This window comes from Pedobacter aquae, assembly GCF_008195825.1.
Taxonomy (GTDB): Bacteria; Bacteroidota; Bacteroidia; order Sphingobacteriales; family Sphingobacteriaceae; genus Pseudopedobacter; species Pseudopedobacter aquae.
In genome coordinates this window covers 111037-125823 of sequence record NZ_CP043329.1, presented here as the reverse complement: position 1 = coordinate 125823, position 14787 = coordinate 111037, and the positions used below count along the sequence as shown (strand labels likewise).

Genomic DNA, 14787 nt, shown 5'->3' with positions numbered 1-14787 from the left:
AACGGGCAGCGTATTGCCAATACGCTGTTATGTCGCGTTATTTCATTAATGTTTCATCAATAAAGAATAGCATTTCTTGATTAGCTTCAATATATGAAGAGTTCAGTATGTTTTTTGCTGTTATATAACCTCCCGTATTTGGTCGAGAAGCCGTTTTTAATATATCTTTTACTTTCTTTATCTCGCTATTATTCCTATAGTCATATATTTTTACGGCATACGCTGTTACGGCATTCCATCTTCCTTCTGGAAAAATACCATAAGAAAAATTCCCTCCTACACTACCTATCCCAACTTTCACGTCAGCTCCAAATGCTGCGTGGTATGCTGAAATTCCAATTTTGACAGTAATTCTATTTTAGCCGGGTCTTTGTAGTATTGATTTGAATTTAAAATGTTTATTGTCGCTGACGGATAAGTTCGTCTTATGAAGTCTGTAAATTTGTTGATAGTTTCTTCTGACGAACATTCAACTTTTAATTTAGGGGTTAAAATTCTTCCGTCAAAAACTACCAAGTCTATTGTGTCTTTCTCTAAAAATCCTTGTCTTGGTGTAGCAATTTGCTCTTTGGGACACCAAACGTATAGTTTTTGAGCGAATAGATTTCCATTCGTTAAAATAAATGTGATTATTAAAAGTATTTTTCTCATAATGTAGTTTTCTTACAGATTGTCTGTTTATAATGCCACGTTTTGGTGCTTGGCGGAGGTGGCGTTTTCGAAGCGCTTTACTGTCAACAAAGCACAAACCGATGTTAGTGGCTGGGATTTATTTTCGTATTTATTTATATTGCTCACCTTTATATCCTCCTTTAATTACTAATTGGTGTAACGTAGCACCATACGATGGTTTTCCTTCACTTTTACTTATGACTTCTTTATTCAAAATTCTTTGAAATATTTCATAAGGTAAGTTAGGATATTTATAACATCTGCCTGTTAAAAATTCCACGTACATATTCACTCCATCATGGGCAATTCTTTCCATATCTTTTGAGTCGTACCCAATTTCTTGCCATTCTAATTCCATAATTATTTTGTTTTTAATTTATTTTTATTTTTGCATCCAACTTATAACTGTATCATTATAACTTAAATTATCAGGTCTATCTTGATTCCATGCTCCAATTTTTTCAGCAAAGTTTATATTCTTAACAGTTTCTAATAAAGGTATTTTAACTTTCATCGGTATTTTCATAGACTCTCCAATTACAAATGCATCACCATTACCTAAAGACGGCAAAGATTTTAAAAACATCGAAAAATTATTTGGGGCAAAGCTTATTACTCTAGATTGGTCGTCACTGTTAGTTAAACGTAAAGCTATAAAAGTACTAACCTGAGATATTACAGTATTAGGTATTTCAACAGGTCTTTGTGATATTATCATTGCACCTAATCCAAATTTTCTACCTTCTTTCATTATTCTCTCCACAGCATTTTGAGAAAAACTGTTTTGAGTGCCAGAGTTTAAATAACGATGTGCTTCTTCATAACAAATTAATAATGGTCTACCTTCAAATTTTTTGGCATTAATTTTTAAAGTATAATATACTGTATCAAATAATAGGTTTGAAAGTACCCCTATAACCACATCTAGTATATTATATGGTATTCCGCTTAGATTTAAAACACTTATTTGTTTGTCATTTTCTATCCAAGATTCTATTAATTCTGCTATGCCTTTATCTCCTTTTATATATTCATCATCGCCAAAAACAAACTTAAAGTCTTCATTACGTAATAAATTTTCAATGTTATCTGCAATATTTTTATAATTAGACTCATTAGATTTAAAAGGAGCACTATTTAATGAGGTGTATGGTTTAAACACAGGCTTAATTAATTCTTCTGCTTTTCCAATTAAATCATCCTGATTATCAGCTTTCATATAGGCAAAATCTCCGAATTCTCTCGAAGTATTATTAAAAGTACCATAACCTCTTTTATAAAACTCGAACCAGATAGTTTTAATATTAAAAGGAATAGGAGAGTTAATATTTATATCTGCAAGTTTTATTTTGCTCTTAAGCTCATCATTCCCATTAATAAATTCCTTCTTCATTTGAAGAATTCTATCTCTAAATACATCAATTATAGATGAAGAAGTTAAACTATTACCTAATCCAAATAATCTACAAAGGATATCGAAATCAAGCATCCAATAAGGTAATACTAATTTCTTTGTTGGGTCATAAATAGAAAATTCGTAAGCATTTTCACCGAGATATTTCATGTATTCACCATGAATATCAATAATTATAATCCTAGAACTTTTATATTTTGTGGTTATATTATTAAGTAGATAAGCAACTGTATTTGATTTACCACTTCCTGTACTTCCAACTATAAGCGAGTGCTTTAGTACAAATTCATTAAGATTCAAATAAACAGGAAGACTATTAGAAAAATAATTTTTACCAACTTCAACTGGGAATTTCACATCTGATTTGAAAATGATATTAATATCATCTTCATCGATTAAAAAAACCGAATCTGCAATGCTTGGTGTAATCTTAGCACCACTTTCAAATTCTCCATTAATGTTTTTATACCCAAGTAAAGAGACATTAATTACCTTCTTATTTATAGCAATATCACCAGTTTGCATATACGTTGAAAAAGATTCGACAACGCAATAAACACAGCAAAGACCATTTATAATTTTCACAAAACTACCAACTTGTCCAACTCTATGTAATGTTCCATTATGAATTATATTATAATTATCAAGTTCATTACTAACTTCAACTATAACCCGTTCAGTATTTACTTCTATTACCTGACCAATTTTGCCACTATCAATATTATTCCGATTCATAATTAAAGGGCTAAATTCTATTCCTGATTAGTTTTTGAAAATGAAATTTCATCTATAATTGAAATGAAATTATTAAAATCTCCAATGTTTGTTTCGTTGTCGAATTCACTTTCCTTTCTGTTAGTATATTTTTTCTTATCTGTATAAATAGAAAAGTTAGGATGAGATCCTAATAATTCTTTTCCTTTATTAAAAGTAGTTTCATCATATGCGAACGCAATTACAGATAATCTGTAATTATTACTCAGCCCATTAATAATAACTTCATTGATATGATCATCACAAAATGAGTAACCTAGAACAAAAACAATTTTTTCTCTATCAATAAGATATTTACGAAATCTATCTAAATAGGAGATATATGGAGCTTTTCTAGAAGATAGATATTTATCCATGGAAGGATAAATCAAAAGATTTTCAGAAGATTCACCTATATTATTGTCAATATAAATTTTATCATCTTTATCTTTTGCGAAGTTTAATGAACCATGTAATTTCCATAGTTTAACAAAACTTTGCTTAACATAAATCCCTTGAAAATCTTCAACTGAATCTGTAATAAAAAAAGGTTTTACGTTACCAACAAAACCACTGAAATAAGGTAAAGTGGCCTTTTCTAAAGCTTCTTCAACCAATAAATCATAGTTAAGTGTAAAGATTTCTTTTTCGTAATCTCTATTAATAAAATTTAACCAAACAATTAATTTGTAAAAGTTTTCAGTATTAATTTCAATGGATAATTCGTCAAAAATAACTTGCTTTATATTTTTCTCAATATCATGTATATCACTTTCTTTTAAACTATTGATTTCTTTACCTGATTTTAGTAATACTCTTAATTGTTGTGTTTTATTTAATATATCTTCAACTGTATCAATATCTTCTAATAAGCCTAAAAAGTGTTCATTTTTTATTAACTCCTTTGCTTTTATAGTTAAATCATAAATATTTGGTAAACCACAAGCTTTGGATACACCCGCACCTAGTAAAAGACCTATTTGTTTCGGTGTTGCGAGAATTTCTTTTAAATTTTCCATGTTGTTAAAATATGATAGAAATTGATTCTGCGATGTCCTTATATCCTTCCCCTAACTTGTAATATCTGCTATCCTATATCGCATAACACCCTATAAAAACATATTATATTATTTAACCTGTCCCACCCCATTTATAACCAAAGCAATTTTCCTTTATACTCTGTAAGCTTCCCAGTTACACAAATACGTTTATGGTTGTATAAGGTGGCTGGTTCTTGAGGGAATTTATTTAAACTCATAGGCTTTTAAATTATAGGTTATTGTATCTCTTTTTTAGGCTTATCTCTTTCTTCAAAGTTTTCTAATTCTTTATTTAGTTCTGCCATTAACTGTTGCTCAGTAGGCAGGTATAACTCATACTGGCTGGCAATAATTTGCTTCTGATTTTCTGGGAGTGTAAATTTTACTACTGCATCATTTTTATCAGCGCAGAATAAAATGCCAATGGTGGAGTTTTCATGTGGTAACTTTTCTGTTCTGTCGTAATAATTGACATACATCTGTAGTTGTCCAATATCTTGATGGGTAAGCTTATGCGTTTTTATTTCAATAATAACAAAGCACTGCAAAATGCGATTATAAAATACTAGGTCTACAAAAAACTCATCACCTTCTATATGTATTCTTTTTTGCCTTGCAACAAATGAAAAACCATTCCCTAGCTCTAATAGAAATTCCTGAAGATGTGTGATAATTGCTGATTCTAAATCACGCTCGTAATAAGCTGATTCTTTTTTAAGTCCAAGAAATTCCAGAAACATGGGATCTTTGATGATTTCTTTAGCATCGGAAGGTAATTTTTCTTTTTTGGCTACTGCGAGTACACTTTCTTTATCATTACTCAACAGCAAGCGTTCGTATAAGCTGGTGTGAATTTGCCTTTCTAATTGTCTTACGGTCCAGTTGTTCTTTATTGTTTCGGCGATATAAAATTCTCTCTTATCTTGACTATTAACACTTAGTAATAGTTTATACTGGCTCCAACTTAATTGCGCATACAGTGTATGCACATTTGTAAAAGTGCGATAAAATTGTCTGTAAAGATTAATTTGTCTGATTGAAAAACCACTACCAAATTCTGGTTGTAGCTGTTCTGAAAGGTATTTAATAAGAAAAGTCCCATAATCTGCCCGGTCTTTTCCTTTTTGTTCTTCTTCAAATATACGTTCCCCTATATGCCAATACATTAAAGTTCTTTGGTGATCAACAGCTTTTATAGCCTTGTCTTTTGAATGGGCTATAATGTTTTTAATGTCTGTAATGATGGTTTCGTTAATCAGCATTTGTAAAGGGATTATGCGATTAAGTATTGTAGAATTCGCCGAGTAATGTTTGCTTTAAGAAAAAAGCACAGCATAATGCCATAAGCAGTTGATAGTAGATGTGTTCCATACAGTTTAAAATGTAGGGTAATTATAGAAATAATTTTCTTAAAAAGGAAATGTTATGATTGTGAAGTAGAAAAATTTTGTGAAGTAGTGTTTATTTAGGTTTTTCATCTTTTTCCTCCTCCTGCACCTCCTCCAAGGGGAGGATACCTTGCAATTGGCTTAAGATGCTTATTTAAGCAGGACTAAAGTCAGTTATTAAATCTTAACATTTAAAACTTAACACTACAAAGATATATCATTTTGATTTTTAGTAACTAGAAAACTGATAGAGGTGTCCATAGCATTTTTTTGATTATCAATGATTATAAATTATGAGATATGAATTTTTTAAAAAAACCTACTTTGGCTTTCATAAATTATGATAATTTTACAGACGAAAGCACTTAGCCCATTTTATAAATTTGGGACTGAGGAAGCGAAGCTGTGCATCATGCTAAAAGTTCTAACTCATACACACATAACAACTGCAATTTCCTCTTTTTATTTTTGGGCTTGTCTAAACCGCTTGAACTAACCTAAATTCTTGATTCCCAAACCTCAAAAAGTTCTTTTCCTTACTCTTCGTACTTTTAGTTTAACTGGCGGCATAGAAAAAGTATGTAGAGGCATTGCCTTTGCTCTTCAGAATTTTCAGCAAGAAGGAAAAATACATTTTCGGATGATTTCCCTTTATGATGACTTGGCGGATGAGCGTTATGTAAAAAAAATGCATTTTAAAGCTTATGGCTTATCGCCTAAACTTGGTGCTCTTGCTTCTTGTTTTACAGCATTCAAATATAATACCATCATATTAAGTCATATTAACCTGGCCCCTATTGCCTGTTTTATCAAGTTTCTAAAACCAACATGCCGGATTATTTTATGGACACATGGTATTGAAGTATGGCGACCTTTAAAGGGCTTTAAAAGAAGGTTATTAGAAGTTGCAGATGAAATTATTGCGGTAAGCGCCTTTACGAAGAGTGAAATAACAAAAAGGCATGCTATACAAGCTGAAAGGATAAAAGTAGTCCCCAATGCACTTGACCCTTATTTTGTTATTCCAGAAATTAAGGAAGATGATGAATCTGCTATCCGCAAGCTTTATGCTATTCCAGCTGATGCTCCTTTGTTTTTTGCTTTGACTCGTTTAAAAAATAGCGAACAACAAAAAAATTATGATTTGGTTATTCGAGCCATTGCTGCACTAAAAGATGAAGGTATAGCGGCTTATTATATGCTAGGTGGTAAATACGAGGATGCAGAATACCAACGTATACAAGATTTGGCTATAAGCTTAAACATACAAAAACAAATTATACTCACGGGATTTATTGCTGATGAAGCTATTAGCAACTATTACCAGGCTGCTGATGCTTTTGTTTTACCTAGTGAAAAGGAAGGCTTTGGGCTGGTGTTTATTGAAGCGCAAGCTTGTGGGTTGCGAGTAGTAGCGGGAAATCAAGATGGCTCTATTGATGCTGTACAAAACCCTGATGCTGGTATTTTAGTGAATCCTCGAGATTTCAAAGCTATTCAAGAAGCCCTAAAAAGTTTGTCTCAAAATAAATTATCCATACAAGAGAAGAAAGCTATTCAACATGCTTGTTTGGAGAAGTTTGCATATGAGAAGTTTTCGGGAGAGGTTGAGAGACTGGTTGGTTAGGGACTAGTTGGTTAGTTTGTTAGGTTCTAGTTGGTTGGTTGGTTAGGGTCCAGTTGGTTAGTTTGTTAGGGGTTAGTTTGTTAGGTTCTAGTTGGTTGGTTGGTTAGGGTCTAGTTGGTTAGTTTGTTAGGGTTAGTTGGTTAGGGATTAGTGGGTTAGTTTGTTAGGGGTTAGTTGGTTAGGGTCTAGTTGGTTAGTTTGTTGGTTGGTTAGTTGGTTAGTAGGGAGTCATTGGTTCATTAGTGGATGATGATATTTTTGATGGAGTGATTTTTGATTTAGGGATTGGTTTATGGTTGATGGTCAATGATCGATGGTCAATAGTTATGAGTAAGAATTGTCACACTGAGCGGAGTCGAAGTGGGAGTCGAAGCCTTTCAATTATTTTTGATGGAGTGAGTTGTGATGGAGTGATTGGTATGGTAGTTAATGGTCGATAGTGAATAAAAATATTTCTGTAAATTTGTAAGAGAAAATTGTGACATATGGAAACCTTAATCGTACATCCTGAGAACAAAGAGCAATTGGCAGCTATAAAAGCTTTTATGAAGGCTCTTAAAATCAATTTTGAGAAAAAGTTAGAGGAATCACCTTATAATCCAGAATTTGTAGATATGATAAAAAAGGCTGAAAAAAATCCTAGCTATAAAACTGTTGACCCAAACAACCTATGGGAAAGTTTACAATTAAAGTAGAAAAAATTGCAGAAGAACATCTCAAAAAACACTTCAAATCAGGCAATAAATCTAATATTAAAAAAATAGAGCAAATATTTATTGAGCTTGCCCAAACTCCTTATCATGGAATTGGAAATCCAGAACCCCTAAAATATGAACTATCCGGTTTCTGGTCCAGAAGAATAAATCAAAAAGACCGACTAATCTATAAAGTACAAGAAGATATTGTAACTGTGTTCGTAATTTCTGCACTAGGTCATTATGATAAATAGCCAGATTATTTTTTGATGCAATTAATAGTGGATAGTAGAGAGTCATTTTAAGAATTGTCAGGCTGAGCGGAGTCGAAGCCTAATATTTTTGATTTAATGAGTTTTGATTTAAAGAGTGGGATGATAGCCGTTGTTCAATGGTGTATGGTTAATCGTATTAGACAAAACAACAGAAAAAACATGAAGGTACAAGCCCAAAATGAGTGGGATTTAGAAATACAACCCAAAAACAAACTGTTTGATTTACAGTTGAAAGAGGTTTGGCACTACCGTGACTTGATGTGGCTGTTTGTAAAGCGTGATTTTGTTGCTCAATACAAACAGACAATTCTTGGGCCAATGTGGCATGTGATTCAGCCAGCTTTAACCACCATGATGTTTTTATTGGTTTTTGGCAAAATTGCTCGCATCCCTACAGATGGTATTGCACCTGCGGCCTTTTACATGGCCGGATTAACGATTTGGAACTATTTTGCAGCTTGCTTAAACGGTACTTCGGGTACTTTTACTTCCAATGCTTCCATTTTTGGTAAAGTTTATTTCCCCAGAATCGTCATGCCGCTATCTGTTGTGATTTCTAATATGGTAAAATTTGCTATCCAATTTGCCTTATTAATATTTGTCATTATTTATTACCATTTTAATGGATATCCTTTACAGTTGAGTGCAAATTTATTATTTATACCCTTTATTGTTTTGTTGATGGCAGGGATTGGCTTAGGTTTGGGCATCATCATTTCTTCGGTCACTACAAAATATCGGGATTTTGCTGTTTTGCTTTCTTTCGCAGTACAACTACTCATGTATGCTACCCCAGTGATTTATCCCCTCTCCTATTTACAAGGTAAAAGTTTTCGTTGGCTGGTAGATATCAATCCGCTATCTCCCGTTGTAGAGAGTTTTAAATATGTTCTTTTTTCCAAAGGTTACGTAGATCCTCTGCATATTCTATACAGTATTATTTTCATGCTTCTTTCTGTTGGTATAGGCTATATCATCTTTAACAGGGTGGAGAAAAGCTTTATGGATACGGTGTAGGTGGTTAGTTTGTTAGTTGGTTAGTTTGTTAGTTGGTTAGTTTGTTAGGTGGTTAGTTTGTTAGGTGGTTAGGGGTTGGTTTGTTAGGTGGTTAGGGGTTAGTTTGTTAGGTGGTTAGGGGTTAGTTTGTTAGGTGGTTAGGGGTTAGTTTGTTAGGTGGTTAGGGGTTAGTTCATGAGTAGGGAGTCAATGGGCAATGGTTGATGGACAATGGGCAATGGTCGGTGAGCAATGATTGATGGAAAATGGTCGATAGAAAATGGTCGGTGGGTAATGGTTGATGGTCGATAGTGAGTGCTAAGATGTCATTATTAAGAATTGTCAGGCTGAGCGTCTGCCTTCGGCAGACAGGGAGTCGAAGCCCTATGGTTATTTTTAATGGAGTGAGTTTTTATTTAGTAATTAGTTTATTAGTCACTAGTTCATTAGTGAGTGATTATATTTTTGAAGATTGATTTTTTATTTTAAGAGAAAGTTCTTATAAAATACACATTAAAGTTTTAGTTATATCTAAAACTTACTGTATTTTTACCTCAAATTATAGCTATAACTACAATGAAGATTCCTGCTGATTTGGAAATAAGAACTGATTATTTAAATCGGGTAATACCGTTTATTGGAAAATCAATCATTAAAGTATTTACTGGACAGCGTAGGGTTGGTAAAAGTTATTTAATTTTCCAAATTATTGATTTCCTTCAAAAAGAACATGAAGATGCTAATATCTTATACATCAATAAAGAAGATTTATCTTTTTCGTTTATTAAAACAGCAGAAGATTTACATCAATATGTATTAGCGAAGAAACATGCTAGCAAAAAGACTTTTGTTTTCATAGATGAAATACAGGATATTATAGATTTCCAAGACGCACTACGCTCACTTTTATTACATCAAGATTTAGACCTATATTGTACAGGAAGCAATGCCAATTTATTGTCAGGCGATATTGCAGGTAAATTAAGTGGTAGATATATAGAGTTTACCGTTTATAGTTTATCTTATGAAGAATTTTTGCAATTTCATCATTTAACAGATACAGATAATTCTTTAGACTTATATATCAAATATGGTGGTTTACCCTATCTTAAAAATTTGCCTTTAACAGACATGGTGATTTTTGAATATTTAAAAAATATTTACAATACCATAGTATATAGAGACATTATCAACCGATATGCTATACGAAATACTGTTTTTTTAGAGCAGCTTGTTATTTTCTTAGCTGCCCATACGGGTAGCCTATTTTCTGCAAAAAAAATAAGTGACTTTTTAAAATCCCAAAAAACCAATATCCCCCCTAACCAGGTTCAAATTTATATTCAGCATCTAGTAAATGCGTTCTTAATTCATAAAGTTTCCAGATTTGATCTTCTAGGAAAGCGAATATTTGAAATAGGAGAAAAATTTTACTTTGAAAATCTAGGAATTAGAAATGGCATTTGGGGATATCGCTTAGAAGATAAAGGAAAAATCATTGAAAATGTTGTTTACAATCATCTTATATCTTCCGGATATCATGTAAAAATAGGTATCATAGGAACTCAAGAAATTGATTTTTTTTGTGAGAGAAATGGCGAAAAAAATATGTACAAGTAGCATTATCTTTAAACGAACAAAAAACGTTTGATAGAGAGTTTGGAAATTTGAAACTTATCCAAGATAACTACCCTAAAGAAGTGGTTACTTTAGACGCTTACACTGGCAATAGTATAGAAGGTATAAAGGCTGTAAGTTTAAGAACATTTCTACTTTCTTAATATACTGATTGCTCTTAAGAGGTAGATTCATCATATCATATTTAGCCCGAACAATTTTCTTAAATTCAGCTTAATTTTTTTTAAAATGGGAGTAGCCATAAAAGTAGAGAACCTATCTAAACAATACCGCTTAGGTAAAATTGGTACAGGTTCTATTGCTCATGATCTTAATAAATGGTGGCATACCGTAAGAGGTAAAGAGAATCCTTACCTTAAAATTGGGGAAACCAATGACCGCAGTACCAAAGGCAATAGCGATTATGTTTGGAGCTTAAAGGATATCAATTTTGAGATTGAGCAGGGAGATGCCGTTGGTATCATCGGTCGTAATGGTGCAGGTAAAAGTACCCTCTTAAAGATCTTAAGCCGGGTAACAGGACCCACCACTGGCTCTGTAAAAGTAAAAGGCCGTATTGCTTCCTTATTGGAGGTAGGTACGGGTTTTCATCCTGAACTTTCTGGCAGGGAAAATATTTTCCTTAATGGCGCCATCTTAGGTATGCGCAAGTATGAAATACAAAGTCAGTTTGATGAAATTGTAGACTTTGCTGGTGTTGAGCGCTATATAGATACCCCAGTAAAGCGTTATTCTTCTGGTATGTATGTGAGGCTCGCTTTTGCAGTGGCTGCGCATTTAGAGTCTGAAATTTTAATTGTAGACGAGGTATTAGCTGTTGGAGATGCAGAGTTTCAGAAAAAATGTTTGGGGAAGATGAATGATGTGAATAAGGGAGAAGGGAGAACGGTTTTATTCGTAAGCCATAATATGGCAGCAGTTAACACACTAACTTCAAACTGTATATATTTAAAGAATGGCATCTTAAAAAGTATAGATAAAACGCCTAAAGTTATAAGCCAATATCAAAATGATGGCCAAAATGATAATTTAGAATATCTAAATGAAAGAAAGGATAAAACTTGTATTGATAGAGTCTTTCTTAAAACCACACATCTAAATAATAATCAGAATATAAATAATAATCTTGAAATAAATATTAGTATAAATATTGTAGAGCCATTACAAAGACCTGCGATATCATATCAAATTATGGATATGAACGACCTTCCTCTTATCCATAACCTAATTACTTTTCAAGATGCAAAATTTGGTACTCAACCAGGGAAAACAATTCTTACTAATGTTATTAAAGAATTAAAACTTTATCCAGGTCTTTATAGTCTAACATTACATTTCGCTGAGTCAGCTACTAAACAAAAGCTAGAAACGATTACTAATGTTTGTCAATTTCAAGTTTTCCAAGACAGTGAACTTAGAGATTATTATTGGCAAGAAGGAAGCGCTAAGTTCATACAACAGAATGATTGGCAAATTAAAATTGAAAATTAATGATAAAAAGTCCCATAGATAATATTTCCAACACAGAACTAGTTGAAGAATTTGATTCAACTAAGATAATAGACTTATATTTAAAAGATTATGGAATAGACGTAAGTGAATACTTCCAGAAAGGAAAATTTCAACTTAGAAGATGTATTAAGACGAAATATCGTTTTTTTTATCCGGAAACCTTGGAAGGAAAAGAAAAGTTATATATTGATTTACATAAAAATAGATCTACTTATTATAGATTTCCAAAATGGGAACACCAAACAAGTTTAGATATAATTAAGAATTTAGAAATTAGTGAATTATTGGAAATAGGTTGTGCAACTGGAGACTTTATTTATTATTTAAAAAACAATACTAAAATCCAATGTTCTGGAATAGAGTTAAATAAAAATGCTGCAGATTTTTGTAAAATTAGAGGCCTAAATGTTTACGATGAGATCATAGAAGAACATAAAAATAGAGGATTAAAATACAATCTCGTTTGTTCTTTTCAAGTCTTAGAACATATATATGATGTTAATTCATTCTTTATAAATTCATTAAACCTTTTAGATAAAAATGGATATATCATATTTGGTGTTCCTAACTCAAATCCTTACTTATACTATTCTGATAAATTTCACACATTAAATTTACCGCCTCATCACATTGGTCTTTGGGATAAAAAAACTATTATTAACGTAGCTAGTCATTTTAATCTTGAAGTGATTAGAATTCAAATAGAGAATCCAACGATAGATGAAATTAATAAAATACTTACATTTTGGGCTAATGAAACACAGCTGAAATTCAGATCAAAATATTTAATTTATAAATTTATAATCAAAATAGCTGATATATTTAATATTAAAAGTATTAAAACAAAGGTAATCCCTCAATTAATTAAAGGTAGAAACATAGTAGCAGTATTAAAAAAGAGAGATTAATGATAGATGAAAATTTTATAAGTCCTAAATTAACAAGGCATAACTTAGATAGATATCTAATTAGAACTTGTATTTTTAATTTCCTTAAAAGAAATTCATCTCAACTTACAGGTACTTTATTAGATGTAGGGTGCGGTAAAATGCCCTATAAAAAATTCCTAATGGATAACTCTACCATGACAAGTTATACTGGGTTAGATATAAACTCTGCAATTATTTATGATGCTCATGTAAAACCTGATTTTACCTGGGACGGGATAAAAATGCCGTTTGAAAATAATTCTTATGAAAATGCATTGGCAACAGAAGTTTTAGAACACTGCCCTAATCCATCCATAATTTTAAAAGAAATAATTAGAGTTTTAAAACCTGGTGGTAAATTTCTATTTACTGTACCTTTTTTATGGAATTTGCATGAAACGCCTAACGATGAATATAGATATACCCCCTTTGCATTAAGTAGGTTATTAACTGAAGCCGGTTTTACCAATATAAAACTTGAAGCTCAAGGTGGCTGGCATGCAAGCATGGCACAAATGCTTGGATTATGGGTATGTCGGGCTCCTATAAGCGAAAAATGGAGAACTTTTCTGAAGTTTTTAATTTTCCCTTTCTATAAGTTCCTTTTAAAAAAGGAAATACATCCTAAGACAATTACAGATGGGCTGATGATTACAGGATTAACAGGCGTAGCATTTAAACCATGATGAAAAATCTTGCTATATTATCACCAAATGAAAATGCCTATTCTGAGACATTTATACAAGCTCATAAACTAATACCTTTTAATATTAAATATTACTTCGGGGGCTTAATACCAACTAAATTAGAAAATGATGGACATCTTCAAAAAAATCATCTATTAAAGCTTTATTATAGATTAAAATATAAAATAAACAAAAGGCTAAGTCCAACGGAACTCGCTTTAAGGCATTCTCTAAAAAAAAACAATATTGATGTCGTATTAGCAGAATTTGGGGTTACAGCTGCCGAAAGTCTTAATACAATTATGTGTCTTAAAAAACCCTTAATTGTTCATTTTCATGGTGCTGATGCTAGTGAAAAATCAATTTTAAGAAAATACGAAATAAAGTATAAAGAAATCTTCTCATATGCCCATACTATAGTAGTAGTTTCTAAAGCGATGGAAGAAACTTTATTAAATATGGGCTGTCCTAGGCATAAAGTTCTTTTGAATACATATGGTCCAAATCCTACCTTTTTTAATATCATCCCTAATTATAATAGTAAGCAATTCATTTCTGTAGGAAGATTTGTGGACAAAAAAGCACCTTATGCAACAATAAAAGCTTTTAAATCAGTAATAAAACAATATCCAGACGCGATTTTACTTATGATAGGCGATGGACCTCTTCTAAATACTTGTAAAAATTTAGCTAAAATCTGGGGGATTGAGCAAAATATTATGTTTAAAGGTGTACAAACGCCTGAGGAAATCAGAGCCTTACTTTCTAACTCCTTAGCATTTGTACAGCATTCTATTGTTGCTGAGAATGGAGATTCTGAAGGAACTCCTGTAGGCATATTAGAAGCTCAAGCAGCTGGACTTCCCGTTGTTTCCACGAAACATGCAGGAATTCCTGATGTAGTAATTCACGAAAAAACAGGATTGCTATGTGAGGAGTTAGATGTAAATATGATGGCTTTAAACATGTTAAAGTTAATTAAAAGTCCTGAACTATGTAAAGTTTATGGGGATTATGCTAGGGTAAATATTAAAGAATACTTTAGCTTAGAAAAGCATTTAGGCCTCTTAGAAAAAGTTATTTTAGATGCTCACGAGCTTAATTTAAGTAAAACAAAGAATTAAATTTTTTCTAGATATTGCAAATAGTAAAAAATAATATT

15 protein-coding genes are annotated in these 14787 nt (G+C 31.9%); 9 read left to right on the top strand and 6 right to left on the bottom strand.

Annotated features, from left to right (window positions below; genetic code table 11):
- Nucleotides 1–37 precede the first annotated feature (37 nt).
- The 6 genes from FYC62_RS00685 to FYC62_RS00660 all read right to left on the bottom strand — a co-directional run bounded on the left by FYC62_RS00685 (nucleotide 38) and on the right by FYC62_RS00660 (nucleotide 5141).
- Nucleotides 38–301, bottom strand: a complete 264-nt coding sequence (locus tag FYC62_RS00685) for a hypothetical protein (RefSeq protein WP_149073552.1) — start codon at nucleotides 299–301, stop codon at nucleotides 38–40.
- Complete coding sequence (locus FYC62_RS00680) at nucleotides 298–651, bottom strand: hypothetical protein (RefSeq protein ID WP_149073551.1); 354 nt, start codon at nucleotides 649–651, stop codon at nucleotides 298–300. Before FYC62_RS00680 ends, FYC62_RS00685 begins: the two co-directional genes overlap by 4 nt.
- 130 nt (nucleotides 652–781) lie before the next feature.
- Nucleotides 782–1030 carry a KTSC domain-containing protein gene (locus tag FYC62_RS00675; protein WP_149073550.1) on the bottom strand — a complete coding sequence of 83 codons (249 nt, stop codon included), beginning with the start codon at nucleotides 1028–1030 and terminating at the stop codon, nucleotides 782–784.
- Nucleotides 1031–1054: 24 nt separating this feature from the next.
- Entirely contained in the window at nucleotides 1055–2821 is a 1767-nt protein-coding gene (locus FYC62_RS00670) for an ATP-binding protein (protein ID WP_149073549.1), read from the bottom strand.
- Between the two features lie 17 nt (nucleotides 2822–2838).
- A complete protein-coding gene (locus FYC62_RS00665; RefSeq protein WP_149073548.1) occupies nucleotides 2839–3858 on the bottom strand; it encodes an SIR2 family protein in 1020 nt (339 codons plus the stop codon).
- 257 nt (nucleotides 3859–4115) lie between these two features.
- Complete coding sequence (locus FYC62_RS00660) at nucleotides 4116–5141, bottom strand: PDDEXK nuclease domain-containing protein (RefSeq protein WP_149073547.1); 1026 nt, start codon at nucleotides 5139–5141, stop codon at nucleotides 4116–4118.
- Nucleotides 5142–5772: 631 nt separating this feature from the next.
- Here FYC62_RS00660 and FYC62_RS00655 point away from each other — a divergent pair.
- From FYC62_RS00655 to FYC62_RS00615, 9 genes are all read left to right on the top strand, one after another.
- The gene (locus tag FYC62_RS00655) at nucleotides 5773–6894 is read left to right on the top strand and encodes a glycosyltransferase family 4 protein (protein ID WP_149073546.1); all 1122 of its coding nucleotides are present in this window, start codon (nucleotides 5773–5775) and stop codon (nucleotides 6892–6894) included.
- A 485-nt stretch (nucleotides 6895–7379) separates the two neighbouring features.
- On the top strand, nucleotides 7380–7589 hold the full coding sequence (locus FYC62_RS00650) for a DUF2683 family protein (RefSeq protein WP_149073545.1): 210 nt from the start codon (nucleotides 7380–7382) through the stop codon (nucleotides 7587–7589).
- The gene (locus tag FYC62_RS00645) at nucleotides 7565–7843 is read left to right on the top strand and encodes a Txe/YoeB family addiction module toxin (protein WP_149073544.1); all 279 of its coding nucleotides are present in this window, start codon (nucleotides 7565–7567) and stop codon (nucleotides 7841–7843) included. Before FYC62_RS00650 ends, FYC62_RS00645 begins: the two co-directional genes overlap by 25 nt.
- 96 nt (nucleotides 7844–7939) lie before the next feature.
- On the top strand, nucleotides 7940–8881 hold the full coding sequence (locus FYC62_RS00640) for an ABC transporter permease (RefSeq protein WP_240534773.1): 942 nt from the start codon (nucleotides 7940–7942) through the stop codon (nucleotides 8879–8881).
- A gap of 555 nt (nucleotides 8882–9436) precedes the next feature.
- Complete coding sequence (locus tag FYC62_RS00635; RefSeq protein WP_205943745.1) at nucleotides 9437–10480, top strand: ATP-binding protein; 1044 nt, start codon at nucleotides 9437–9439, stop codon at nucleotides 10478–10480.
- 246 nt (nucleotides 10481–10726) lie between these two features.
- Entirely contained in the window at nucleotides 10727–11989 is a 1263-nt protein-coding gene (locus tag FYC62_RS00630) for an ABC transporter ATP-binding protein (RefSeq protein WP_149073543.1), read from the top strand.
- Nucleotides 11989–12918, top strand: a complete 930-nt coding sequence (locus tag FYC62_RS00625) for a class I SAM-dependent methyltransferase (protein WP_149073542.1) — start codon at nucleotides 11989–11991, stop codon at nucleotides 12916–12918. The genes FYC62_RS00630 and FYC62_RS00625 overlap by 1 nt, the downstream gene beginning before the upstream one ends.
- On the top strand, nucleotides 12918–13625 hold the full coding sequence (locus tag FYC62_RS00620; protein ID WP_149073541.1) for a class I SAM-dependent methyltransferase: 708 nt from the start codon (nucleotides 12918–12920) through the stop codon (nucleotides 13623–13625). Before FYC62_RS00625 ends, FYC62_RS00620 begins: the two co-directional genes overlap by 1 nt.
- Nucleotides 13622–14749, top strand: a complete 1128-nt coding sequence (locus FYC62_RS00615) for a glycosyltransferase family 4 protein (protein WP_149073540.1) — start codon at nucleotides 13622–13624, stop codon at nucleotides 14747–14749. Before FYC62_RS00620 ends, FYC62_RS00615 begins: the two co-directional genes overlap by 4 nt.
- Nucleotides 14750–14787 lie beyond the last annotated feature (38 nt).